20 protein-coding genes and 1 riboswitch are annotated in these 24,881 nt (G+C 70.9%); of the genes, 12 read left to right on the top strand and 8 right to left on the bottom strand.

The features are described from left to right. Positions 1-20: 20 nt before the first annotated feature. The 4 genes from hflK to V5F49_RS19215 all read left to right on the top strand — a co-directional run bounded on the left by hflK (position 21) and on the right by V5F49_RS19215 (position 3,963). Positions 21-1,151: an FtsH protease activity modulator HflK gene (hflK, locus tag V5F49_RS19230; RefSeq protein ID WP_394117940.1), complete on the top strand. Its 1,131-nt coding sequence runs from the start codon at positions 21-23 to the stop codon at positions 1,149-1,151. Further along, positions 1,148-2,056, top strand: coding sequence for a protease modulator HflC (hflC, locus tag V5F49_RS19225; protein WP_394117939.1), 909 nt, complete (start codon positions 1,148-1,150; stop codon positions 2,054-2,056). The genes hflK and hflC overlap by 4 nt, the downstream gene beginning before the upstream one ends. A 19-nt stretch (positions 2,057-2,075) precedes the next feature. Next, positions 2,076-2,264 carry a DUF2065 domain-containing protein gene (locus V5F49_RS19220; RefSeq protein ID WP_394117938.1) on the top strand — a complete coding sequence of 63 codons (189 nt, stop codon included), beginning with the start codon at positions 2,076-2,078 and terminating at the stop codon, positions 2,262-2,264. Positions 2,265-2,484: 220 nt separating this feature from the next. Further along, positions 2,485-3,963 carry a DegQ family serine endoprotease gene (locus tag V5F49_RS19215; RefSeq protein ID WP_394117937.1) on the top strand — a complete coding sequence of 493 codons (1,479 nt, stop codon included), beginning with the start codon at positions 2,485-2,487 and terminating at the stop codon, positions 3,961-3,963. Positions 3,964-4,074: 111 nt separating this feature from the next. Here the strand turns inward: V5F49_RS19215 and serB are convergent, their stop codons facing one another. After that, positions 4,075-4,974: a phosphoserine phosphatase SerB gene (gene serB, locus V5F49_RS19210; protein ID WP_394117936.1), complete on the bottom strand. Its 900-nt coding sequence runs from the start codon at positions 4,972-4,974 to the stop codon at positions 4,075-4,077. Here serB and miaA point away from each other — a divergent pair. Beyond that, positions 4,973-5,923 carry a tRNA (adenosine(37)-N6)-dimethylallyltransferase MiaA gene (gene miaA / locus V5F49_RS19205; RefSeq protein ID WP_394117935.1) on the top strand — a complete coding sequence of 317 codons (951 nt, stop codon included), beginning with the start codon at positions 4,973-4,975 and terminating at the stop codon, positions 5,921-5,923. The genes serB and miaA overlap by 2 nt on opposite strands. A 108-nt stretch (positions 5,924-6,031) precedes the next feature. Here the strand turns inward: miaA and thiC are convergent, their stop codons facing one another. Beyond that, positions 6,032-7,906 (bottom strand): phosphomethylpyrimidine synthase ThiC, encoded by a 1,875-nt coding sequence (gene thiC / locus V5F49_RS19200; protein ID WP_394117934.1) that lies wholly within the window; start codon positions 7,904-7,906, stop codon positions 6,032-6,034. Positions 7,907-7,991: 85 nt separating this feature from the next. Beyond that, positions 7,992-8,120, bottom strand: a riboswitch (TPP riboswitch). A 149-nt stretch (positions 8,121-8,269) separates the two neighbouring features. Between thiC and V5F49_RS19195 the strand changes: the two genes are divergently transcribed. The 3 genes from V5F49_RS19195 to V5F49_RS19185 all read left to right on the top strand — a co-directional run bounded on the left by V5F49_RS19195 (position 8,270) and on the right by V5F49_RS19185 (position 12,322). Next, positions 8,270-9,064 (top strand): thymidylate synthase, encoded by a 795-nt coding sequence (locus tag V5F49_RS19195; RefSeq protein WP_394117933.1) that lies wholly within the window; start codon positions 8,270-8,272, stop codon positions 9,062-9,064. A 148-nt stretch (positions 9,065-9,212) separates the two neighbouring features. Continuing rightward, on the top strand, positions 9,213-10,361 hold the full coding sequence (locus V5F49_RS19190) for a tellurite resistance TerB family protein (protein ID WP_394117932.1): 1,149 nt from the start codon (positions 9,213-9,215) through the stop codon (positions 10,359-10,361). A 1,070-nt stretch (positions 10,362-11,431) separates the two neighbouring features. Continuing rightward, positions 11,432-12,322 (top strand): ferric reductase-like transmembrane domain-containing protein, encoded by an 891-nt coding sequence (locus V5F49_RS19185; protein WP_509210715.1) that lies wholly within the window; start codon positions 11,432-11,434, stop codon positions 12,320-12,322. A 19-nt stretch (positions 12,323-12,341) separates the two neighbouring features. Here the strand turns inward: V5F49_RS19185 and V5F49_RS19180 are convergent, their stop codons facing one another. The 3 genes from V5F49_RS19180 to V5F49_RS19170 form a co-directional block, all read right to left on the bottom strand. Further along, positions 12,342-12,848 (bottom strand): acetone carboxylase subunit gamma, encoded by a 507-nt coding sequence (locus V5F49_RS19180; protein ID WP_394117930.1) that lies wholly within the window; start codon positions 12,846-12,848, stop codon positions 12,342-12,344. 119 nt (positions 12,849-12,967) lie between these two features. Next, positions 12,968-15,298 carry a hydantoinase B/oxoprolinase family protein gene (locus V5F49_RS19175; protein ID WP_394117929.1) on the bottom strand — a complete coding sequence of 777 codons (2,331 nt, stop codon included), beginning with the start codon at positions 15,296-15,298 and terminating at the stop codon, positions 12,968-12,970. Between the two features lie 140 nt (positions 15,299-15,438). Further along, positions 15,439-17,592: a hydantoinase/oxoprolinase family protein gene (locus V5F49_RS19170; protein WP_394117928.1), complete on the bottom strand. Its 2,154-nt coding sequence runs from the start codon at positions 17,590-17,592 to the stop codon at positions 15,439-15,441. Between the two features lie 443 nt (positions 17,593-18,035). On the opposite strand from V5F49_RS19170, the gene V5F49_RS19165 reads away from it, so the two are divergent. After that, positions 18,036-19,940 (top strand): sigma-54-dependent Fis family transcriptional regulator, encoded by a 1,905-nt coding sequence (locus V5F49_RS19165; protein WP_394117927.1) that lies wholly within the window; start codon positions 18,036-18,038, stop codon positions 19,938-19,940. 334 nt (positions 19,941-20,274) lie between these two features. Here V5F49_RS19165 and lhpI read toward each other — a convergent pair whose 3' ends face one another. Further along, on the bottom strand, positions 20,275-21,204 hold the full coding sequence (lhpI, locus tag V5F49_RS19160) for a bifunctional Delta(1)-pyrroline-2-carboxylate/Delta(1)-piperideine-2-carboxylate reductase (protein ID WP_394117959.1): 930 nt from the start codon (positions 21,202-21,204) through the stop codon (positions 20,275-20,277). Positions 21,205-21,437: 233 nt separating this feature from the next. Here lhpI and V5F49_RS19155 point away from each other — a divergent pair, with 233 nt between their 5' ends. Next, positions 21,438-21,725, top strand: coding sequence for a hypothetical protein (locus V5F49_RS19155; RefSeq protein ID WP_394117926.1), 288 nt, complete (start codon positions 21,438-21,440; stop codon positions 21,723-21,725). 298 nt (positions 21,726-22,023) lie between these two features. Here V5F49_RS19155 and V5F49_RS19150 read toward each other — a convergent pair whose 3' ends face one another. Both V5F49_RS19150 and V5F49_RS19145 read right to left on the bottom strand, forming a co-directional pair. Continuing rightward, positions 22,024-22,212, bottom strand: coding sequence for a DUF3008 family protein (locus V5F49_RS19150; protein WP_394117925.1), 189 nt, complete (start codon positions 22,210-22,212; stop codon positions 22,024-22,026). A 13-nt stretch (positions 22,213-22,225) separates the two neighbouring features. Further along, positions 22,226-22,423, bottom strand: coding sequence for a DUF2934 domain-containing protein (locus tag V5F49_RS19145; RefSeq protein ID WP_394117924.1), 198 nt, complete (start codon positions 22,421-22,423; stop codon positions 22,226-22,228). 178 nt (positions 22,424-22,601) lie between these two features. On the opposite strand from V5F49_RS19145, the gene amaB reads away from it, so the two are divergent. Both amaB and eda read left to right on the top strand, forming a co-directional pair. Continuing rightward, a complete protein-coding gene (amaB, locus tag V5F49_RS19140) occupies positions 22,602-24,134 on the top strand; it encodes an L-piperidine-6-carboxylate dehydrogenase (protein WP_394117923.1) in 1,533 nt (510 codons plus the stop codon). A gap of 38 nt (positions 24,135-24,172) precedes the next feature. Further along, complete coding sequence (eda, locus tag V5F49_RS19135) at positions 24,173-24,820, top strand: bifunctional 4-hydroxy-2-oxoglutarate aldolase/2-dehydro-3-deoxy-phosphogluconate aldolase (RefSeq protein WP_394117922.1); 648 nt, start codon at positions 24,173-24,175, stop codon at positions 24,818-24,820. The last annotated feature ends 61 nt before the right edge of the window (positions 24,821-24,881 follow it).

The following is a 24,881-nucleotide window of genomic DNA, read 5'->3' as shown; positions in this document are numbered from 1 at the left end:
CCGCCCACGGGAGACGACGGATGTCGTGGAAGAATCAGAGTGGCGGCCCATGGGGTAACGGGCCGCGCGGGCCCTGGGGTTCGGGGCCCTCTTCATCGGGACCGACGCCGCCAGACCTTGAAGATCTCATCCGCCGCAGCCAGGACCGGCTGCGCACCATGATGCCGGGCTCGTTCGGGGCCAAGGGCATCGCCGTCATCATCGCGCTGGTCGTGTTCGGCTGGCTGATGTCCGGCTGGTACGTGGTGAAGCCCGACGAGCAGGGCGTGGTGCTGCGCTTCGGCCAGTACGTGGGCAAGACCCAGCCCGGCCTGAACTATCACTGGCCCTACCCGATCGAGACGGTGCTCCTGCCCACCGTCACCCGCATCAACACCATCAACATCGGCATGCGGGTGGGCGAGGACACGCGCCGCGGCACCTCGGTGATGCGCGACGTGCCGGAGGAGAGCCTGATGCTCACCGGCGACGAGAACATCGTCGACGTGGACTTCGCCGTGTTCTGGCGCATCTCGGACGCCGAGCAGTATCTGTTCAACGTCCAGAACCCCGAGGGCACCATCAAGGCCGTGGCCGAGAGCGCCATGCGCGAGGTGATCGGGCGCACCAACATCCAGCCCATCCTCACCGGCGCCCGCCAGAACGTGGAGACCGGCGTGCAGGAACTCATGCAGTCGGTGCTGAACGGCTACAAGGCCGGCGTGCAGATCACGCAGGTGCAGATGCAGAAGGTCGACCCGCCCAGCCAGGTCATCGACGCCTTCCGCGACGTGCAGGCCGCCCGCGCCGACGCCGAGCGCGCCCAGAACGAGGCCCAGACCTACGCCAACCGGGTGCTGCCCGAGGCGCGCGGCGAGGCGTCCCGCATCGAGAACTCGGCCCAGGCCTATCGCGAGCGCACCGTGGTGGAGGCCCGCGGCCAGGCCGCCCGCTTCCTCAAGATCTATGACGAATATCAGAAGGCGAAGGTCGTGACGCGCGAGCGCATGTACCTCGAGACCATGGAGCGCGTGCTCGGCGGCCTCGACAAGGTGGTGGTCGACCAGCCCGCCACGCGTACCGGACAGGGCGTCGTGCCGGTCCTGCCCCTCAACGACATGCTGCGCCGCGCCCCTGCGCCGGCCGCCCAGCCCCAGGGAGCCGCGCGATGAGAAATCCCGTTCTCGGCGGCGTGCTCGCCGTCCTGGGCGTCGCCGCCCTCGTCCTGATCTACTCGGCCGCGTTCATCGTCCACCAGACCCAGCAGGCGCTGGTGCTGCGGCTCGGCGAGCCGCTCGCCCCCGTGACCACGCCGGGCCTGCACTGGAAGATGCCGTTCATCGACAGCGTGGTCTATCTGGACAACCGCATCCTCGACCTCGAGAACCCCTCGCAGGAAGTGATCGCCTCCGACCAGAAGCGCCTGGTGGTGGACGCCTTCGCGCGCTACCGCATCACCAATCCGCTGCGGTTCTACCAGTCGGTGGGGACGGTGCAGAGCGCCAACTACCGCCTCTCGACCGTGCTGAACTCGGCCCTGCGCCGGGTGCTCGGCGAGAACGCCTTCACCGCCGTGGTGCGCGACCAGCGCGAGAACCTGATGCGCCAGATCAGCGAGCAGGTGAACCGCGAGGCCGCCAACTTCGGCATCACCGTGGTGGATGTGCGCATCCGCCGCGCCGACCTGCCGGAGGCCAACAGCCAGGCGGTGTTCCAGCGCATGCAGACGGAGCGCCAGCGCGAGGCGGCCGAGATCCGCGCCCAGGGCAACGAGGCCGCCCAGCGCCTGCGGGCCCGCGCCGACCGCGAGGCGGCCATCGTCCTCGCCGAGGCCAACTCCAAGGGCGAGCAGCTGCGCGGTGAAGGCGACGCGGAACGCAACCGCATCTTCGCCGATGCGTTCGGCCGGGACCCGGACTTCTTCTCGTTCTACCGCTCCATGCAGGCGTACGAGAGCAGCCTGAAGGCAAGCGACACGCGGATGCTGCTGAGCCCCGACTCTAGCTTCTTCCGCTACTTCCAGGACCCGGCGGGCGCGGCCCGCCCGGCGACGGCCGCCCCGGCCACCGGCAACTGAGCGAGAGGCCGGGCGCGGCATGAAGGATCTGTTCGCCGCACTCGGCCTCATGCTGGCCATCGAGGGCCTGTGCCTTGCCGCCTTCCCGGTGGCCTGGCGCAAGGCCATGCGGGCGGTGCTGCATGCACCCGAGACGCCCATGCGCCTCGCCGGCCTCGGCGTCGGCGCGGTGGGCGTGCTTCTCGTGTTCCTCGTCCGCGGACTGTGACCTGCATCGGCGCCCGGCCGGGCAGGCAGAACACCAGCAGCCGGCGCCCCAACGGGCGCCGGTCGCGTTTTGGCCGCATTGCCCCCGTGAGCTTGGGCCGCGTCTGGCTGTGTCCTGCGGGAGCCTCGCCCGGCCCGCCGCAAACGTGACCAGCCGCCCCTTGCGCCCGCACCAGCGCGGGCGCAGCCTCCGGGTACCCGTCGCCGCTTCGAGGAGAGCCATGGCCCATCCGTATCCCTCCCCCGCCCGCTTCCGGCTGCCCGCGCTGGCGCTCGCGGCGGCGGTCGCGCTCGGCGCGTTCGCCGGCCCCGCCCCCCTCGCCGCCGCCCCCGGCAAGGGACCGGACACGGTGGCCGACGTGGCCGAGAAGGTGATGGACGCGGTGGTCAACATCTCCACCGCCCAGAACGTGGCGCCCTCGCGCCAGGTGCCGGCGCCGCAGGCCCCGCCCGGCTCGCCCTACGAGGATTTCTTCGACGAGTTCTTCAAGCGCCGGCAGGACGACGGCGCGGAGAACCGCTCCCGCCGCGTGTCCTCGCTGGGCTCGGGCTTCGTGATCGATCCGTCGGGCTACATCGTCACAAACAATCACGTGATCGCCGACGCCGACGAGATCTTCGCCAATTTCAACGACGGCTCGAAGCTTAAGGCCGAATTGATCGGCCGCGACACCAAGACCGACATCGCGCTCTTGAAGGTGAAGCCGGAAAAGCCGCTCACCGCCGTCAAGTTCGGCGATTCGGAAAAGCTGCGGGTGGGCGACTGGGTGATGGCCATCGGCAACCCGTTCGGCCTCGGCGGCACGCTGACGGTCGGCGTGGTCTCCGCCCGCAACCGCGACATCAACTCGGGGCCCTACGACAACTTCATCCAGACCGATGCCGCCATCAACCGCGGCAATTCCGGCGGTCCGCTGTTCAACATGGAAGGCGACGTGATCGGCATCAACACCGCCATCATCTCCCCCTCCGGCGGCTCCATCGGCATCGGCTTCGCCGTGCCCTCCGCCACCGCCCAGCCGGTGATCGCCCAGCTGCAGCAGTTCAAGGAGGTCCGGCGCGGCTGGATCGGCGTGCGCATCCAGCCGGTCACCGAGGACATCGCCGAGAGCCTCGGCCTCGGCAAGCCGCGCGGCGCGCTCATCGGCGTGGTGTCGGAGAACGGGCCGGCGGCGCAGGGCGGCATCAAGGCCGGCGACGTCATCGTCCGCTTCAACGGCCGCGACGTGAAGGAGGTGCGCGACCTCACCCGCTCGGTGGCCGACACCATGGCCGACACCGAGGTGGACGTGGTGGTGATCCGCAAGGGCAAGGAAGAGAAGCTGCGCGTGAAGGTCGCGCGCATGCCCGACGACGACAAGCCCGAGGCCAAGGCCGCCTCCGACGCCCAGAAGGCACCTCCGAAGAAGGCGCTGGGCATCGAGATGTCCGCCATGAGCGACGAGCTGCGCAAGCGCTACCGCATCAAGAGCGAGATTTCGGGCGTGGTCGTCACCGACGTGGACCGCTCGTCACCTGCCGCCGACAAGGGGCTGAAGGCGGGGCAGGTCATCGTCCAGGTGGGCCAGGAGGCGGTGGCGAGCCCCACCGACGTGGAGAAGCAGATCGACGCGCTGCGCAAGCAGGGCAAGCGCTCGGCCCTGCTGCTGGTCTCCGACGGCGACGGCCGGCAGGAGTTCGTCACCATCCCGCTGAACTGAGGCGGGCCAGACAGGCCCGTCTCTTCCCGAGGTGACCTGAGCGGAGCGGCACATGCGCCGCCCCGTTCTTCGGCGGGGGAAGCGCAAGGCGCCGCCCCGTTTGCTCTTCGCTCAGGGCGTGACGAATTCCGCGTGGGTGTAGCCCTGCATGTAGAGCAGCGCGGTGAGGTCGCCGTGGTCCACGCGGGCGTGGGCGGCAGCGGCGACCGCGGGCTTGGCGTGATAGGCGACGCCGATGCCCGCCTCGTCTAGCATGGCGAGGTCGTTGGCGCCGTCGCCCACCGCCATGGTCTCGGACGGGGCGAGATGCATGCGGTCGCGCAGTTCCACCAGCGCGGCGAACTTGGCGTCGCGGCCGAGGATCGGCTCGGCGACCGCGCCCACGAAGCGCTCCTCGTCCACCAGCAGCGTGTTGGCGCGGTGCTCGTGGAAGCCGATGCGCTCGCAGATGGCGCCGGTGAACAGGGTGAAGCCGCCGGAGACAAGCGCGGTATAGGCGCCGTTGGCCTTCATGGTGGCCACCAGCTCGGGGCCGCCGGGCGTGAGCACGATGCGGTCGCGCAGCACGTCGGCCACCACGCTCGCCGGCAGGCCACGCAAGAGGGCGACCCGCTCGCGCAGGGCCGGCTCGAACGCGATCTCGCCGCGCATGGCGCGCTCGGTGATGGCGGCCACATGGGCCTTCACGCCCACGAGGTCGGCCAGTTCGTCGATGCACTCCTGCCCGATCATGGTGGAATCCATGTCGGCGAGGAACAGGCGCTTGCGCCGCGCCGCCTCCAGCTGCACCACCACGTCGATGGGGGCGGCGCCGAGCGCCTCGCGCACCGCGTCGGCGATGGCGCGGGCATTGGCGCCGAGCTCCGGGGCGAAGTGGATGTCCACCGCCACCTCGGGCGCCAGCACCACCGGGTCCTGCGCCTCGGGCAGCACGAGGCGCGCATCATGGATTGCCTCGCGCGTCAAAGCCGGGGCAGATGGATTGGAAATCAACGTCGCGACATAGGCCATGGAAGCATCAAAGGTCGGAGGAAAGAAGCCGTCGGCCGTGCTCATCGCAGGTCCGACCGCCAGCGGCAAGTCGGCGCTTGCCCTCGCGCTCGCGGAACGGCTCGGCGGCATCGTGCTGAATGCAGATTCCATGCAGGTCTATGGCGATCTTCGGGTGCTCACCGCGCGGCCGACCGTCGCGGAGGCCGCGCGGGCACCCCACGGCCTGTACGGCCACGTGGACGGCGACAGCGATTATTCCGTCGGCCACTGGGTTTGCGACGCCTCGGCCGCGCTCGCCCATGCGCGGGAAGCGGGGCAGCTTCCCATCCTCGTGGGCGGCACCGGCCTGTATTTCCGCGCGCTGACGCAGGGGCTGGCGGACATTCCCGCCATTCCGGAAGCGGTGCGCGCCACCGTGCGGGGCGCGGCGGAGCATCTCGACAATCCGGCGCTCCATGCCCGGCTTGCCGCGCGGGACCCCGCGTCCGCCGCCCGGATCGAGGTGAACGACCGCCAGCGGGTGCTGCGCGCGCTGGAGGTGGAAGCCGCCACCGGCCGCCCCCTCTCCGAATGGCAGCGCGACGCCCAGCTGCCGGTGCTGGACCCGGACGCCTGCGTCCGCCTCGTGCTGGAAGTCGATCGCGCCCTCCTGCGCCGGCGCATCGACGCGCGGTTCGAGGCGATGATGGCGGAAGGAGCGCTGGAGGAGGTCCGCCGCCTCGCCGCCCGCCACCTGAGGCCGGACCGGACCATCCTGAAGGCCCATGGCGCCCCCGCCCTCACCCGCCACCTCGCCGGCGAGATCAGCCTCGGCGAGGCCATCGCCGAGGGGCAGGCGGATACGCGCCGCTACGCCAAGCGGCAGGACACCTTCTTCCGCCACCAGATGCCCGACTGGGCCCGCGCGACGCCGGAGACCGCGCTGGAACAGGTTCTCGCCACGGTGGAGGCCATACGGAACGGCTGAGCCTCCGGCGCCCGCCAGACCTATCGGGCCTCCTGCCGGCTCTTCTCCCGCCCCGAACGAGAGAGGGAGGCCCTGCGGCCGCCCTCTCCATTCGTCCCGTCCCTGCCCTCACTCGGCCGCGGCCGGCGGGGGCGGCGCCACGTCGGGCGCGGGGGTGTAGATGAGGCCGCCGCCGTCGCGGAACTTCTGCGCCATCTCGGCCATGCCGGCGGAGGCGAGATTGTCCGCCTCGGCGCGGGCGATGTCGCCGGCCTCCAGCTTCAGCTCCTGCGAGATCTTCATGGAGCAGAACTTCGGCCCGCACATGGAGCAGAAGTGCGCCACCTTGGCGCCCTCGGCGGGGAGCGTCTCGTCGTGGAAGCGCTCGGCCGTCTCCGGGTCCAGCGAGAGCGCGAACTGGTCGCGCCAGCGGAAGGTGAAGCGGGCGCGCGAGAGCGCGTCGTCCCGCAGCCGCGCCGCCGGATGGCCCTTGGCGAGGTCGGCGGCGTGGGCTGCGATCTTGTAGGAGATGACGCCGGCCTTCACGTCGTCGCGGTCCGGCAGGCCCAGGTGCTCCTTCGGCGTGACGTAGCAGAGCATCGCCGTGCCGAACCAGCCGATCATCGCCGCGCCGATGGCCGAGGAGATGTGGTCGTAGCCGGGGGAGATGTCCGTCACCAGCGGGCCGAGGGTGTAGAACGGCGCCTCGTGGCAGACCTTCAGCTGCTTCTCCACATTCTCGCGGATGAGGTGCAGGGGCACGTGGCCAGGGCCCTCGATCATCACCTGGCAATCGTGCTTCCAGGCGATCTCGGTGAGCTGGCCGAGCGTCTCGAGCTCGGCAAACTGCGCGGCGTCGTTGGCGTCGGCGATGGAGCCGGGGCGCAGGCCGTCGCCGAGCGAGAAGGCCACGTCATACTGGGCGAGGATCTCGCACAGCTCCTCGAAATTCTCGTAGAGGAAGCTCTCCTTGTGGTGCGCGAGGCACCACTTGGCCATGATCGAGCCGCCGCGCGAGACGATGCCGGTGACGCGGTTGGCGGTGAGCGGCACGAACGGCAGGCGCACGCCGGCGTGCACCGTCATGTAGTCCACGCCCTGCTCGGCCTGCTCGATCACCGTGTCGCGGAAGATCTCCCAGGTGAGGTCCTCGGCGATGCCGTTCACCTTCTCCAGCGCCTGATACAGCGGCACGGTGCCGATGGGCACCGGCGAGTTGCGCATGATCCATTCGCGGATGGTGTGGATGTTCTTGCCGGTGGACAGGTCCATCACCGTGTCGGCGCCCCAGCGGGTCGCCCACACCAGCTTGTCCACCTCCTCCGCCACGCCCGAGGTCACGGCCGAATTGCCGATGTTGGCGTTGATCTTGACGAGGAAGTTCCGGCCGATGGCCATCGGCTCGGTTTCGGGGTGGTTGATGTTGTTGGGGATGATGGCGCGGCCGCGCGCCACCTCCTGCCGCACGAACTCCGGCGTGATCTCGGCGGGGATGGCCGCGCCGAGGCCCATGGCCTGATGGTGCGGGTGGGCGCCGCCATTGGCGCGGGCGAGGTTCTCGCGCGCGGCCACATATTCCATCTCCGGCGTGATGATGCCGGCCCGGGCGTAGGCCATCTGGGTCGGGCGCTTGCCGGCCTTGGCGCGCAGCGGCTTGCGGCCGGAGAGGTCGAACTGCGGCAGCGACGAGGTCTGGCCGGCCTTCAGGCCGTTGTCCTCGGGCTTGATGGCCCGGCCCTCCACCTCCTCCACGTCGCCGCGCTCGCGGATCCACTGGGCGCGCAGCAGCGCAAGGCCGCGGGTGAGGTCGATGACCGCCTCGGGATCGGTATAGGGACCGGAGGTGTCGTACACCCGCAGCGGCTTCTCGGCGGGATCGGTGAGCGCGATCTCGCGCATGGCGACACGCACGTCCGGACGGGCGGCGGGGACGAACACCTTGCGCGAATGCGGCAGGGGCCCGGTGGTGACCTTCAGGGAGGACGTCGAGGCTTCGTCCAGCATAATGCGGTTCTCCGTTCAGCTTGCGCTTTCAACGAGAGCCGGGGTTAGAGCTAGGAGACGGGTGCGGCGGCGACGTGACGTGCCGGGAGCGCACGGGTTCCGATCCCTTCGCCGGTATGACCCGGATCAGGTTCGAAGGGTCATCGCGGCGCCGGGCGTGCCGCCCGGATTCGCGAAATCTCAGCCCCGGCGCGGGGCCCCCCTTGGAACGGTGCGAGTGTGCTGTATACCAGAGCCCACTGTCAACGCTGCACCGCACCATGCCGCGCCCGTGGACAGCGTGCGCCGCACGGTGGCGGGGCGGGTGCCGCCCCTGTAGAGTCCTGCTCCCGCGCGGGGATCGACGCCGGAGCAGATCGAGCCATGGACGCCTACCACCAGCTTCTGAGCCGCATCCTCGCCGAGGGCGCCCGCAAGGAGGACCGCACCGGCACCGGCACGCTCTCCGTGTTCGGGCATCAGATGCGGTTCGCGCTGGGCGACGGCTTCCCGCTCGTCACCACCAAGAAGCTGCACCTGAAGTCCATCATCCACGAGCTTCTGTGGTTCCTCGCCGGCGACACCAACATCCGCTACCTGAAGGAGAACGGCGTCTCCATCTGGGACGAGTGGGCGGATGCGAACGGTGAGCTCGGCCCGGTCTACGGCCACCAGTGGCGCTCGTGGCCGACGCCGGACGGCGGCGTGATCGACCAGATCGCCCAGCTCCTCACCGACCTGCGCCGCAATCCCGATTCCCGCCGGCTTATCGTCACCGCCTGGAACCCGGCGGACGTGCCGAAGATGGCGCTGCCGCCCTGCCACTGCCTGTTCCAGTTCTACTTGGCCGACGGCAAGCTCTCCTGCCAGCTCTACCAGCGCTCGGCGGACGTGTTCCTCGGCGTGCCGTTCAACATCGCCTCCTACGCCCTGCTCACCCACATGGTGGCGCAGGTGACGGGGCTCGGCGTCGGCGATTTCGTCCACACGCTCGGCGACGCGCACCTCTATCTCAACCATCTCGATCAGGCGCGCGAGCAGCTGAAGCGGACGCCGCGCCCCCTGCCCCGTCTCGTGCTCAACCCGGCAGTCACGGACCTGTTCGCGTTCCGTTACGAGGATGTGAGCATTCACGGCTACGATCCGCACCCGGCCATCAAGGCGCCGGTGGCGGTCTAGGGCACGCGGCGGCACGGATCGTCGCGATCGCGCCGGCTCGCGCAGCTGGCGAGCCCCGGCGCGTTTCCGGGGAACCGCCGCACCGCGCGGCGGCCGCGCACCAGGGACGGCCGGGCGACCGGCCGGAACATGCTCCAGGGAGGATCTCATGGCGGATGCGGGCAGTCTTCTCGGCCAGCTCATCGGAGCGGCACTCGGCGGCGGCGTGCGCGGCGGCGGCACGCCGGCGCAGGCGGCGCAGGGTCTGCCCGGCGGCCTCGGCGATATCCTCGGGCAAGTGCTCGGCGGCGGCGCGGGCGGCCGCGCACCGGGGGGCGGCCAGGGCGGCCTGCCCGGCGGGCTCGGTGACATTCTCGGCCAGGTGCTCGGCGGCGGTGGCGCGCCGGGCGGTGCCGGCGGCGGGCGCGCTCCGGGCGGACAGGCCGGCCTGCCCGGCGGCCTCGAGGACATCCTCGGCCAGATCCTCGGCGGCGGCGCGCCGGGTGGCGGCGTATCGGGCGGCGCGCCCGGCGGCGGCCGCGCGCCGGGCGGACAGGGCGGCCTGCCCGGCGGGCTGGACGACATTCTCGGCCAGATCCTCGGCGGCGGCGCGCCATCGCCCGGACGGAGCTCCGGCGGGGCGCCCGGCGATCTCGGCGACCTCGCGCAGGATGCCCTCGGCCGCGGCGGCTCTTCGCCTGCCACGCCTGACGATGCATTCCCCGCGCCTCCCCCCTTCCCCGGCTCGGCGGCGCCGGCCCCCGCGCCAGCTCCCACGCCGGCTCCCACTCCTGCGCCGGCGCCGCGCTCCGGCAGCGGCGACCTGATGAAATACGGCGGCCTCGCCGTCATCGGCATGCTGGCGTGGAACGCCTTCCGCAAATGGCAGGCGCAATCGGGCGGACGCACGCCGCTCGCCGCCGGAATGCCGGACGCCTCCGGCTTCGCGCCCACCGCTGCGCCCGGCGGGGCCGATGCCTTCTCCGGCGTGCTGCTGGCCGCCATGGCCGCGGCGGCGCAGGCCGACGGCTCCATCGACGAGGAGGAGCTGGAGCGCATCGGCGGCGGGCTCGCCCGCATGGGCGCCGCCGCCCCCGAGCGCGAGGCGCTGATTGCCTATCTGACGACGCCGGTGGACCCGAACACGGTGGTGGCCGCCGCCACCGGCCCCGAGGCGGCGCTGCAGATCTATGCCGCCTCCGCCCTCGCCATCCGCGCCGACAACGACGCCGAGCATCGCTACCTCGACAGCCTCGCCGGCGCCCTCGGCATCGATCCGGCGCTGAAGGCCCAGCTGGACGCCGACCTCGGCGCCTGATACGGCCGGGCGGGTTCGGTCGGGCAAGCTCGGCCGCTGATGCGGGACGTGGGCGATCGACCGGCCGCCCCCCTCGCGGGGCGCGCCTTGGGGGTGCGGCTCGCCGCGCCGCAGGGCGCGCCGGTCTGGCCGGGCCACCGGCCCCGACCTTGCGCGCCAGCCGCGAAGGCACGAGAGCGACTTGCGCAACGTGGCCTCGGCGCGGCCGCGCAGCCAGCCTCCGAGCCCCGTGCGCGGCCCCCTGTCTCGCCGCGCGCCCACAGCTCGGAGGACGCCGGACGGCGCGCCCGCCGCCAGGCGAAGGAACGGACGTCAGCCGGCGCGGTCAGGCCCCCGAACCGCGCCCGGGCTTGAGGCCCGCACCTGCACACTCCACCGCGCCCGTGGCGGCATCATGCGCCAATGCGCTGAACGGCGGCAGTTGCCCGGCACGGTCAGGCTCTCTGCATCATCCCAGGGCTGGGGGCGCACCAGCACCGTCCACCGCGCCCGTGGCGGCATCTCATTCGCCTACGTGCTGAACGGCGGCAATTGCCCGCCGCTGTCACGCCCTCTGCATCAGGCCGGGGCTTAAGGCCAGCACCAGCACCGTCCACCGCGCCCGTGGCCGCATCTCGTGCGCCAATGCGCTGAACGGCGGCAGCTGCCCGCCACGGTCAGGCTCTCTGCATCATCCCAGGGCTGGGGGGCGCACCAGCACCGTCCACCGCGCCCGTGGCGGCATCTCATGCGCCAATGCGCTGAACGGCGGCAGCTGCCCGCCGCTGTCACGCCCTCTGCATCACGCCAGGGCTGGGGCCCCACCAGCACACTCCGCCGCGCTCGTGGCGGCATCGTGCGCCAACGCGCTGAACGGCGGCGGCGGCCCGACACGGTCAGGCCCTTTGCACCGTGCCGGTGCGGGGGCTGCACCGGTAGCGGCCGCCCCGGCTCCGGCCACTCGAGCCCGACGCCGGCACCGACGGCCCACCCGCTCACGCCATCGTTAGGCGCGCCGCCGCAACGCCGCCGCGGTCGCTGTCGTAATGAAGGAGGCGGGCAGCAGCGCCCGCTTGAGCCGCGAAGGTCCCATGCCCCTGTTCCACGAGCGCTCCGGCAAATTCAGCCCGGAGAAGACGCTGTTCCTCGTCGCCTCCATCCTGCCCGCCGTGTGGCTGGCGGGGCTCGCGGCCAATGGCGGACTGGGCGCGCGCCCGCTCACGGAGGCGATCCACTTCACCGGGCTGTGGGCCATCCGCCTGCTGGTGGCGAGCCTCGCCATCACGCCGCTGCGGCGGCTGCTGGTGCTGCCCAAGCTCTATTTCGGACGGCGCATTCTCGGCCTCGCCGCGCTGTTCTATGCCGCGCTCCACCTTGTGCTGTTCTTCGTGGATCAGGGGGCCGGCCGGGCGCTGAGCGAGATCGCGCTGCGCATCTATCTCACCATCGGCGCCGTGGCGCTGGCACTGCTGATCGCGCTCGGCGCCACCTCCTTCGACGGCGCCATCCGCCGCATGGGCACGGAACGCTGGAACCGCCTGCACGCGGCGGTCTATGCCATCGCAGTGCTGGGCGCCGTGCACTTCTTCCTGCAATCGAAGCTCGACGTGACCGAGCCGGTGCTGATGGCCGGGCTGCTGATCTTCCTGTTCGCCTGCCGCATCGCCTACCGCCTGTGGGGCAACGTGGCGCCGCTGGGCGTCGCCGGCCTCGCGGTGGTCTCCGCCGCGCTCACGGCGGGGGTGGAAGTCGCCTGGTATGGCCTCGCCACGCGGGTCGATCCCTGGCTGGTTGCGGAGGCGAACCTCTCGTTCGACCTCGGCCCGCGTCCCGCCTGGTGGGTGCTGGCCGCCGGCCTCGCGGTGGCCGCTCTCGCGGGCCAGCGCGCGGTGGACGCGCCTCCACAAGGCCGGCGGCGCGCCGGGCGGCCCGCGGCCGGCGTGCCGCAGACCGCCACGGCGGACGGGCGGGGAGCCCCTTGAGCAGCCCCCCGCCCGCGGGTCAGGCCGCGGCGCGTTCCGGCACCGGCAGGCCGAGCCACTCGGTGTAGAAGGCGTCGATGTCCGGCTCGAAGTCGTGGATGACCGGGTACCAGGGGGTCGGAGCCTCCACGTCGTGGAGGGTGCCGCACTCGGGGCAGAAGTATTCCCGGATCACCTGCCACGAGGGCGTGGGCGCCATGAGGCGGGGATAGATCTCCTCCATCTTCGCCGGCGTGTCGCGCACGTGGACGTGGGCGTGGAGCTTCCAGTTCTCGCCGAAGCCGCAGAAGTCGTGGCCGCATTCACAGCGCACGGTCCACTTCTTCGAGACCTTCTGCTGCACCACATAGAGCTTGGGACCGAGCGGCAGGATGATCTTGTCATCCCACGGAACGCGCTCCTGCAGGATCTCCACATAGGTCACGAACCGCTCGGGGTCCTTTGGCGTGGAGAGCATCTGGTGCAGCGTATCGGGATCGATCTTGCCTTCGACGAGATCGACGATCTTGGCGCGGGTGTAGGCCATGGCTTCCTCCTGAACATCTTGATTTGCGAAGAAAAGGCGGGCGGCGGCGCGGACCGCCGCCCGGAGCGCGATCCGATCAGATCGACCAGATCCGACCGGCGCGTGCTCCAGTGGAGGGATCACTCCTCCACGAACTGCACGGTGGTCACGTCCGGCAGCTCGGAGATGTCCATGGAGTAGCGCGAGCCGTAGGTGGGAACGCCGATGTCCTCCTCGTTGAGCACCCAGCTCTCCGGCAGGTCCCAGAACGAGCGGAACTCGCGCTCGAACTTCGGCCCCAGCTTGAAGGACGCGGCGAACATCTGCTGCACCTGGGTGCCCGCATCCTTGGCGAGGATCTTCTCCCGCTCGCCCTTCATCCACTCCCGGGTGGGGATGGACTTGGCGATGCGCTCCCGGCGGATCTGCGCCCGGGCTGCCGCCGTCGCCGCCTCGTCCACGACGACGAGGCCGTCCGCCCCCTTCCTCACCACCACGCCGTAGACATCGCCGGCGAGGCGCTCCAGCACGTAGCCGCCGTTGATGTCGTCGGCGACCGCCTGCGGCTCGCGGTCGAGCGGATCACCGAAGCCGGGGCCGCCGCGCATGTAGTTGAGGTAGAGGTCGTAGTCGGAGAACATCTCCTCGGTGGTGATGGCCTGCTTGTCGCGCTTGATCTGCGCTTTCGGCAGCATCGCATCCCAGGTGGGGTTCTCCGGATCGGTGTCGCCGCCGAGCGGGATGTCGGCGCCGGAGGCGATCAGCTCCTTCAGCCCCGTCTTGTGGGCGGCGAAGCGATAGCCGGAGGCCGCCGGATAGCCGCCCATCAGGCCCCAGTCGGACGAGATGTGGCCGTTGCCCATGAAGAACATGGTCCAGTCCTTGGCATTCCAGACCATGCGCAGGCTCTCGAAGCCGCAGCCGCCGCGATACTTGCCGGAGCCGCCCGAGGACGCCTTGATCTGCCGGCCGAGATAGACCAGCGGCTCGGCCAGTTCCCAGATCTCCATGTCGCCCATGTCGCCTTCCGGGTTCCAGATGGCGGCGGCGTGGGAGAGGCCGTCCTGCACCGCGGTGGCGCCGGTGCCGTTGGCGGCGCACTCGAACGAGTTCACGGCGTGGATCTCGTCATACTGGTTGAAGCCGCCGCCTTGCAGCCAGTTGGAGGTGTTGGCGTTGCCGGCGTTCACCTCCTCCAGATAGCCGCGGCCGAAATAGGAGCGCGACAGGCCGCGCCACAGGGCCGTCCAGGCGGACACCAGGAAGTGCCACGAATAGGAGAAGGCGACGCGGCGGTCGTCCGGGTTCATCCAGGTGCCCTTGGGCAGGCGGAACTCGGTGCCGTAGGCGGCGCCGTCGTTGATCATCTCGGTGGGGATGAGGGTCTGGGTCATCATCACCCAGATGCCGGAGGTGAAGCTCACCTGATGGGCGTTGTAGGTGTGCCAGCCCCAGCGGCTCGCGCCCTCGAAGTCCAGCCGCCACGTGCCGTCCTTGCGGATGGTCATCTCGCAGGGGGCGTGCATGATGGTGTCGAGCTTGGCGAAGTCGGAGGGGACGCGCACGTCCTCGTGGGAATAGGGCACGTCCACGAAGCCCACCTGCCGGTAGGTGCCGGGGATGGTCATGGCCTTGATGCGGGCCTGGAGGCCGAGGCGCCCGTGCTCCACCGCCTCATAGGCGAACTTCCAATAGGCCTCGATGCCTTCTTCCGCGACCACCTCCTCCACCAATTTGCGGATCATGTGGCAGCCGGCGATGCGGGTGCGCTCGTCCAGCATCCAGTAGCGGGTGGTGCGCACCATGCGCTGGCTCTCGTGCAGCCAGTCGCGGAACAGGATGTCGTTCTCGCCCACCTTGCGGCAGGTGATGGAATAGCCATCGCCGAAGCGCTGCACCTGCCCCGTGGCCATGGAGCCGGGCCCCACGGCGCCGGTGTCGATGACGTGGGTGACGCCGCCCACCCAGCCGATCAACTCGCCCTCCCAGAAGATGGGGACGATGGTGTGGATGTCGCACGGGTGGACGTTCCCGATCAGCGAGTCGTTGTTGCAGAAGATGTCCTTGTCGCGGACGCCGGGATTGGCCTCCCAATTGTTCTCGATCATGTATTTGATGGCCGCACCCATGGTTCCCACATGGATGATGATGCCGGTGGAGGTCAGGAGGCTGTCGCCCGCCGCATTGTAGAGGGTGAAGCACAATTCGCCCTCCTGCTCCACGATGGGAGAGGCCGCGATCTTCTTGGCGGTCTCGCGCGCATCCACCACGCCGGCCCGCAGACGCGAGAACAGCTTGTTGTAGAGGATGGGCTCGCTCTCGCGCAGCTCCAGCTTTTTCAGGCCGGCATAGTGGCCGGTCGTCTTGGTCGCGGCCATGAGCCGGTCGCGGTGCTCCTTCAGCGTCTCGCCGCCGCGGACGATGCCACGGGTGGCGCCCTGAAGGGTGTTCTGGTTGACGGTCACGTTCATGGGTTCGTTTCCTCTTGAGATTGTTTGGGTTTGCGCCCCTCTCCCGGCTGAACCCGGCTGCGGCCGCGTCCAGCGCGCGGAGCTCGAGGTCGGCAAGAGCCGGCTTTCAACGGGAGAGGGGGCCGTGTCCGTTCTCGCCCTCACACCTCCTTCAGGTGGAACAGGCGGTGGCCGTCGAGCCAGGTCTCGAAGCCGTCGGGCACCACGAACGTGGTCGCGTCGGACTCGATGATGGCGGGGCCGGTGACGCGGTTGCCGGGGCGCAGGGATTCCATCTTGTAGAGCTGCGCATCCACCCACTTCTTCTTGCGATAGAACTTGCGGGTGCCGATCTTCGCCTCTTCCGGCGGGGTCTCGCCTTCCTCGGGCTCCTTCGGGATCTTCGGCTTGGGGATCGGAACCATGCCGCGCATGATGGCGCCGGTGACCGAATAGCCGAGCTCCGGCGAGCGGGCCGAGGCGGCGTAGACGCGACCGTAGGTGGCGTTGAAGGCGTCGGTCAGCTGGTCCCAGTCACCGGCCGTGCCGGCGGTGGCGATGGGGCTCTCGATCTCCAGGTCGTTGAGCTGGCCGCGATACTGCATGCGGTAGCCGGGCTGGAGCGTCACCTGGTCGGCCGAATAGCCGTTCAGCTTGAACTCCTCCAGCACGTTGTGGGTCAGCTCCTCCCACGCCGCCTGAAGCGTCTGCGCGGCCTTCACCTTGTCGGCCTCGGGCGCGTCCGGCGGCATGTTGATGTCGAGGGACTTGTCGTAACGATACTCGAAGTCCGCCGCCGCGCAGCCGAAGGCGGAGAAGCCGGCGGCCCAGGCGGGCACGATCACGTCCTCGAAGCCGAGGCCCTCGGTATAGCCATAGGTGTGCACCGGCCCGGCGCCGCCATAGGAGAAGCACACGAAGCTCGCCGGCGAGTAGCCCTTGCCGGAGATCATGGAGCGCAGGTAGTCGCGCAGGTCGCTGTCCAGCAGCTCGATGATGCCGGCCGCGGCATCCTCCACCGAAAGGCCGAGCTTGTCGGCGATCTGCACCTTGATGGCATCCACCGAGCGCTGCCGGTCGAGCTTGATGGCACCCCCGAGGAAGTTGTCCGGGTTGAGATAGCCGAGCACCATGTGGCAGTCGGACACCGACACCGTCTCGATGCCGCTGTCCTTCCAGCACACCCCCACCCGGTAGCCGGCGGAATCCGGCCCGAGCTTGATGGCCTTGGTGTAGGGGTCGAGCCGGATGAAGGAGCCGGCGCCGGCGCCCACGGAGTCCATCGCCACCAGCGGCAGCGAGAGCACGAGGCGCGCCATGTCCGGGTCGTTCTTGATGGTCATCTCGCCCTGGGTGATCAGCGCCACGTCGAACGAGGTGCCGCCGATGTCCGAGCAGGCGATGTTCTTGTAGCCCAGCACCTCGCCGAGATACTTCGCGCCGATCACCCCGCCGATGGGGCCGGAGACGATGGTGCGGGCCAGCTCCTTCGCCTTCCAGGAGATGGTGCCGCCATGGGTCGCCATCACGCGGAAGTCGAACTTGGTGCCGCGCTCCTTGAAGGCGTTGGAGATCTTGGAGAGCGTCTGCCGCGAGGGCTCGGCGGCATAGCCTTCGAGGATGGTGGTGTTGGTGCGGTGGGTTTCCTTGCGCACCGGATAGTAATCGGCCGAGGCGAAGACCGGGATCTTCTTGCCGCTCTTCTCCACTTCCTCCAGCACGATGTCGCGCACGCGGCGCTCGTTCACCGGGTTCTTGTAGGAGTGGAGCAGCGAGATGACGATGCCTTCCACGTCGGCGGCGATCAGCTCGCGGGCCGCCTCGCGGGCGCTCGCCTCGCGCAGCGGGATCACCTGCGTCCCCATCATGTCGGTGCGCTCGATGACGCCGCGGGTCAGCTGGCGGGGCACCAGCGGCGGGTCGTAGCGGTGGGTGTTGAGGTGGATGCGGTCCTCATAGGCGTAGCCGAGGTGGCTCTGCACCGCGCGGCCCATGCGGTGGAAGTCCTCCATGCCGCGATTGACGATGAGGCCGCACTTCAGCCCCTTGCGCTGGACCACGCGATTGAGCATCGCGGTGCCCGAATAGACCCCCGTCTGCAGCTGGGCGAGCGCCTCGTGGAGCGACATGCCCCAGTTGGCGAGCCCGTCTTCAGAAGAGGCGATGAGGCCCAGGGCCTCGTTCTGCGGCGTGGACTGGGCCTTGCCGACGACGAAGTCGCCGTCCTGGTCCACGAAGAAGGTGTCCGTCATGGTGCCGCCGGCATCGATGCCGAGCACCTGGACATTGCGCAGGTTTCCCACGGGAACGTTCACGCTGGTCTCCTCCCATTCCTGCCGGCCTGCTCTTTTTCGGGACCGGCTCGGGACAGGAGTGGCAGGATGCGTGCCAGAGACGCGCAACTGTAGAAAACGACGTAAATCCGCACTTATTTTGCATCGCACCATGTAATTATGAAATATTAGCCTGTCCGGTTTCCGGACACTTGTTGTCCGGACCTCAGGCGATCGGACGGAACGACTGCCGCGCAAGCCCCGCGCGGCGCTTGCCCAGGCGCGGCTTCTGCGCTTATCTGTGCGCCAAGGTCGCCGCTCCGGCTTTGATGCCGGGGATCGCAATGCGGCCATTGAGGGAGTGAACCGCCATCGGCCGGGAGCCGCGCCGCCGTCCAGCGCGCGGGAAACCTCCGTCCGCTGGCACAAGGCCCAGGCGGCGTCGATGGGGAACGCCGCGCCGCTTGGCCCGGAGGGCAGAGCTGGTGCCATATCGCGAGATCGCCCGTGCCTGGGAGGCGTTTCACCAGGACGGCGTCGCCTCATCCATCGTCCGGCCCGCCGTGCTGGCGTCCTGGCAGCGCTCGCGTGAGCACGCCATCACCGCCGACCGGCCCGCCGCGCCGCTGGTGAGCGAGGCCGAGCTGCACCGCCGCCGCCAGCGCAACACCCGCCTCATCGCCGCCGCGCGCCCGGCCATGGACGAGGCGCGCCACCTGCTGTCCGACGCCCGCTCCATGCTGATCCTCGCCGACCCCGGCGGCACCATCCTCGAGACCGAGGGCGACGTGCGCGCGGTGGACACCGGGCAGGAGGTGAAGCTCCAGCGCGGTGGCCTGTGGTGCGAGGCGGAGATCGGCACCAATGCCATCGGCACCGCCCTCGCCTCCGGGCGGCCGGTGCAGATCCATGCCTCGGAGCATTTCTGCGCCCCGGTGCAGCGCTGGACCTGCGCCGCGGCGCCGGTGCGCCACCCGCTGGATGGCGAGGTCATCGGCGCGGTGGACATTTCCGGCTCCACCGACACGTTCAACCCGCAGAACCTCGCCCACGCGGTTGCGCTCGCCCACCAGATCGAGGCCGTGCTCGGCCGGCGGATGGAGATGGAGCACGAGCAAGTGCTGCGGCACTTCCTGTCCAAGCGCTCGCTGTGGCTGACCGAGGAGATCCTCGCCTTCGGCCGCTCCGGCGCGCTCATCTATTCCACCGACCGGGCCTTGAGGGAGGTGGCGCGCCGCAACGGCGCCTTCCTTTCCGACGGCCGCCTCGCCGCACTGCGCGACATCGCGCCCGATGACTGGCCGGCGCGGGTGGCGGCGCTCTTGCCGGGCGCCAGCATCGAGATCGTGCGCGAGGACGGGGAGGAGATCGGCGGCGTGGTGGTGCTGCACGCCGCCCGCCGCCCGAAGTCCGTCACCCGCGAGGGCAGCCGCGAGGCCGAGCCCTTCCCCTTCGAGGCCATCATCGGCGAATGCGCGGTGATGCAGGAGGCGAAGGCCAAGGCCCGCCGCATGGCCGAAAGCGGCCTGCCGATCCTGCTGGAAGGCGAGACCGGGGTGGGCAAGGAGGTGTTTGCCCGCGCGATCCATGGCGCGCGTGCCCCGAGCGGGCCGTTCGTGCCGCTCAATTGCGGCGGCCTGCCGCGCGATCTCATCGCCAGCGAGCTGTTCGGCTACGAGAAGGGCGCCTTCACCGGCGCCGACGCATCAGGCAAGCAGGGCAAGGTGGAAGCGGCGGACGGCGGCCTGCTCTGCCTCGACGAGATCGGCGAGATGCCGCTGGAGCTGCAATCCTACCTGCTGCGGGTGCTGGAGGACGGGGTGGTCTACCGCGTCGGCGGGCACACCGGCCGGCGGGTCAACCTGCGGCTCGTCTCCATGACCAACCGCGACCTCTCCGGCGAGGTGGCGGCGGGGCGATTCCGCAAGGACCTGTTCTACCGCATCGCCGCGCTGCGCCTGCGCATCCCGCCCCTGCGCGAGCGCGGCGACGACATCCTGCTGCTCGTCGATCACCTGGGCCACGCGGCCGCCGCGCGCGCCGGGGTGGCGCCGCCCCGCTTCACCGAGGCGGCGCGGCAGGCGCTGCTGGCCTATGGCTGGCCCGGCAACGTGCGCGAGTTGCGCAATGTGGTGGAGATGCTGCTGGCCATGGGCGGCGCCGGCGGGCTCATCGACGCCGGCGACCTGCCGGCGGAAATCCGCGAGGGCGCGGCGCCGGTCGCCGGGGCCACCGATCTGAAGGCGGTGGAGGAAGCCGCCATCCGCGCTGCGGTGGAGGCCTGCGGCGGCAACCTCTCCCGCGCCGCGCGGCGCCTGGGCATCGCCCGCTCCACCCTCTACATGCGCCTCGCCGCACTAGAGGCCGCCGACGCCGCCCGCCGGCGCTGAAGCGGCCGGCCGCGGCGCGCCGAACATCCCGAGGCGCCGCAGATGGGCCGTCGCCGTCTCCCTCCCACGGGTGAGCACGGCGGGCCGCCGGCCATGCGCCGGCATCGGCGTGACGGCCATGGCGCCGTTCCCCCGGCGCCGATGTTCTGAGGCGGCTGGACACGCATGGGCATGAGGCAGACCCGACGCCCGCGGGCCGGCCGGCGCACACCCGCCACGGGCGCGTGGGGCGGGTCGGCAGCAGCGGACGGCATCGCCAACCGCGCGCGAGGCCAACCGCGCGCGAGGCCAACCGGGCGCGCAGGCTTCGGCCGGACGCGGGCGGAGCGCGGCCTCAGCCGGCCACCAGCTCTGCCGCCACCAGATCCTCCAGCGCGGCGCCTACCGACTTGAACAGGGTGACAGGCGCATCCTCCATCCGGCCCGGCCGGGCGCCGCTGCACAGCTCGTGCAGATCGGCTGCCACCTGCGCGCGGTTCCAGCGGCCGGCCGCCTCCGGCTGGAGCAGGTCGCCGGCCTCGGCCAGCGCGCCGCGATAGGTGTCCACATAGACCGTGCTCGCGGCCACCAGATCGTCATCGCTCTCGCGCATGGCGGGGGTGAAGGCGCCCACGAGATCCACATGGGTGCCGGGGCGCACGTCCCGCCCCAGCACCAGCGGCGCGGTGGAGGTGGTGGCGCAGGTGACGATATCCGCCGCCGCCACGGCCGCGGGAAGATCCGCCACCGGCATGGCGGGAAGCCCCTCCGCCGCCAGCGCGGCGGCCATCGCCCCGGCCTTCTCCGGCGAGCGGCCCCAGACCAGCACGCGCTCGATGGGCCGCACCGCGCAATGGCCCTGCGCCAGATGGAAGGCGAGGCGGCCGGAGCCGATCACCGTCAGGGTGCGGCTGTCCATGCGCGAGAGAAAGGTGGAGGCCAGCGCCGAGGCCGCGGCCGTGCGGCGATTGGTGAGCGCCTCGGAATCGAGGATGGCGCGCGGCACGCCGGTCGCTCCGTCGAACAGCACGTAGAGGCCGTGGACCGCGCCGAGATCGCGCGCGCCGTTGCCGGGAAAGACGTTCACCAGCTTCACGCCCAGCGCCGCCCCGCGGCGCCACGCCGGCATGGCGAGAAGATGCGCGGGCTGGCCCGGCACGCCGATCTCGTGGGCGTGTCGCAGAGGCGCTTCCACGGCGGCAGCGGCGAACGCCTCGCGCAAGGCGGGGATGAGCCGCTCATAGCCGAGCGCGGCCTCGATCTGCGCGCCATCGTAGAACCGGATCATGCATCCCCTCCCCTGCCGCCGGCCGCTGCCGGGCCGCGCTCCCGGTTTGCGGGATGGAGCGACGCCCGGCAAGCCTTCCCGCCAAACCCGCGGCGGCGACGTTCCAAGCCTGCGGCCGGTGAAGGCCCGGATTCCAGCAGTCACCGGACCCCGCGCCCTGCCGCCTCCGGTTCGGCGCCGGGAACCAAAGCAGTCGGCCACAACTTTGATCTGCAACAGGAGATCACGCCATGCTGTACGATTCCTTCGATCGCACAAGTCTCAGACGCTACTTGCCGGCCCGTCCCGACACCCTCCAGGCATCCGCTGACGGCGCTCCGATACTTGAATGGAGCGCGGAGTGCGCGGGCGCGCGCACCCTGTCGCGGGACGGCGTGCCGCTGGTCCGCCTCACCTGCCGGGGCCGGCGCTGGTGCTGGCGGGTGCTGGCCGCCGAAGCGCCGCCCATCCGCAGCGGCTCGGAGGCGGAAGCCCGCCAGCTCGCGCTCTTCTACGCCCGCCGCACCGCAGGAGCCTGAGCAAGGGGCGCCGGCGGCGGATGGGCCGGCCGCGCTCCGACCGCGAGGCGATGGATCGACGAGGGCCTCTCAACGATGCGGCAGGAGCATGCAGGGGCGGCCTCAGCGCATCACGGCTGCGGCCTCCCTGGGAAGAGGCCGCAGCGCGCGGCAGCACGCAAGAAGGCGATGCGCTGAAACGATCCCGGTCCGGAACCCGCACCGTCCCGCGCTCCAAGAGCCGGCACCATCTCCCCCACCGGCAGGCGCCCACGTCCCAACCGGCCGGGTCTCCCCGGCCGGCCGGGCGGCGCCAGGCTCAATCGCGCGCGGCGTGCGCTGGCTTGCCCTTGCGCCTGGTCGCGGCGAGATCGTGCAGCTCCTTCTCGCTCATGGTCTCGACCATCTGCCGGGAAGCACCCTTCAGCTCGCTCTTGCTGCGCTCGCCCCGCTTGGCCGAGAGGGCGGCACCGGCCGCCATCTGCTGGGCCCTGGATTTCGCCGGCATTTCATCCTCCCTTTCAGAACGTGCCGCGGGCCTTGAGCACCTGAAGCTCCGCCTGCTCCCAGAACTCGCGGTCGCGGCCCTGGGGAGAGCCGGCCTCCCGCCACAGCCCGTGGGCGCGGCGGCGGATCTGGTCGCGCTCGGTATCGCTCAGGCCGGACACGGCCGTGGCCGGACCGCTGGATTGCCGGGTGGCTTGATCTGTCTGGGGCATGGTTTCCCTCCGTTCGTTTCCGGGGGCGCGCCGGGGCGTCCCCCTTCGGGATGCAACGAGGCCGCACGGCGCCCGGTTCCCCGCGCGGCCGCAAAGCCGGGGACGGACGACGCAGCCGCTGCCCAAGCGCGCCGAAAATGCTCTAGAAAGAGCCACGGACGACATCGAGGAGACGGCCATGGCGAGCTTCCCCCAGACCGGCGCGATCGCCCCCGAGGCCAAAGCGCTGCTGGAACGCCTGGGCGTGCCCGCGGAGCGGCTTGCGGGCACCCTCGTCGCCCGCTCCCCCCTCACCGGCGAGGAGCTGGCGCGGGTGCCCGACATGAGCCCGGACGCCGTCGAGGCCGCCATCGGCCAGGCCCACGCCGCGTTCCTGGCGTGGCGCACCGTGCCGGCACCGCGCCGCGGCGAGCTGGTGCGCCTCCTGGGCGAGGAATTGCGCGCCGCGAAATCGGACCTCGCAGCCCTCGTCACCATCGAGGCGGGCAAGATCGCCTCCGAGGGCGCCGGCGAGGTGCAGGAGATGATCGACATCTGCGATTTCGCCACCGGCCTGTCGCGCCAGCTCACCGGGCTGACCATCGCCACCGAGCGGCCCGATCACCGCATGATGGAAACGTGGCACCCCATCGGCGTGGTGGGGGTGATCTCGGCGTTCAACTTCCCGGTGGCGGTGTGGTCGTGGAACGCGGCGCTGGCCTTCGTGTGCGGCGATGCCGTGGTGTGGAAGCCGTCCGAGAAGACGCTTCTGACCGCGCTGGCGGTGGAGGCGCTGTTCGTCCGCGCCGCCGCGCGCTTCGGCGGCGTGCCGGACGGGCTGTTCACGCTGGTGCCGGGGGGACGGGCGGCCGGCGAGGCGCTGGTGGACGACCCGCGCGTGCCAGTTATCTCCGCCACCGGCTCGACCGCCATGGGCCGGGCCGTGGCGCCGCGCATCGCCCGCCGGTTCGGCCGTGCCATCCTGGAGCTGGGCGGCAATAATGCCGCCATCGTCTGCCCCTCGGCCGATCTCGATCTCACGGTCCGCGCGGTGGCCTTCGCCGCCATGGGCACGGCCGGCCAGCGCTGCACGACCCTGCGACGGCTGATCGTGCACGAGAGCATCTACGACACGCTGGTCCCCCGGCTGAAAGGCGCCTACGCCTCCGTCACCGTGGGCGACCCCCGCGCGCCGGACACGCTGGTCGGGCCGCTGGTGGACGCCGCCGCCCATGGCGCCATGGAGATCGCGCTGGAGGCCGCGCGCGTCGCCGGCGGCACGGTGACCGGCGGCGAGCGCGTGGGCGCCGAGGATGCGCTCGACGCTTATTACGTCCGCCCGGCGCTGGTGGAGATGCCGGCCCAGACCGACACCGTGGCGGCCGAGACCTTCGCGCCGATCCTCTACGTGCTGCGCTACACCGATTTCGAGGAGGCCGTCGCGCTCAACAACGCGGTGCCGCAGGGCCTTGCATCCGCGGTCTTCACCACCGATCTGCGGGAGGCCGAGCGCTTCCTGTCGGCTGCGGGCTCCGACTGCGGCATCGCCAACGTCAATATCGGCCCCTCGGGCGCCGAGATCGGCGGCGCGTTCGGCGGCGAGAAGGAGACCGGCGGCGGCCGCGAGGCCGGCTCGGACAGCTGGAAGGCCTACATGCGCCGCGCCACCAACACCATCAACTACGGCTCGCGCCTGCCGCTCGCCCAGGGCGTCACGTTCGAGGTCGGCTGAACCCGGCCCCCGCTGCCACGCCAAACGAGGAGACCCCCATGCACCTGCCCAGTCCGCTCCCGCTCGTGGCCAAGGCGCCGGTGGTGCCCGTGGTGGTGGTGGAGCACGTGGCCGACGCCGTGCCGCTCGCCCGCGCGCTGGTGGAAGGCGGCCTGCCGCTGATCGAGGTGACCCTGCGCACGCCGGTGGCGCTGGAGGCGGTGCGCCTCATCGCCGCCGAGGTGGAGGGCGCCATCGTCGGTGCCGGCACTGTCATCGAGCGGGCGCAGATCGAGGCCTCGCTGGAGGCCGGCGCCACCTTCCTGGTGAGCCCCGGCACCACCCCGGATCTCGCCGCCGCCTTCGTCGAGACGCCGATCCCGGTCATGGCCGGCTGTGCCACGGCGTCCGAGGCCATGCGCCTCGCCGAGCTGGGCTTCGAGGTGCTGAAGTTCTTCCCGGCCGAGGCATCGGGCGGCGCGGCCTTCCTGAAGTCCATCGCCGGCCCCCTGCCCCATTTGCGCTTCTGCCCCACGGGCGGCATCGGGCCGGCCAATGTGGCGGACTATCTGGCGCTGCCGAACGTGGTGGCGGTGGGCGGCTCCTGGGTGGTGCCGCAGGACGCCATCCGTGCCGGAGATTTCGGCAAGGTGCGCGACCTCGCCCGCGCTGCGGCGGGCCTGAAGCGCGCGGCAAGCTTCGTCTGACCGACTGACACGCCCACGCCCTGAAACGACGAAAGCCCGGCCTGAGCCGGGCTTCTTGTTT

The sequence above is a fragment of the Xanthobacter lutulentifluminis genome, assembly GCF_043194675.2.
Classification (GTDB): Bacteria; Pseudomonadota; Alphaproteobacteria; order Rhizobiales; family Xanthobacteraceae; genus Xanthobacter.
The sequence above is the reverse complement of the archived record's forward strand: the minus strand, read 5'-3'. Positions and strand labels throughout refer to the sequence as shown.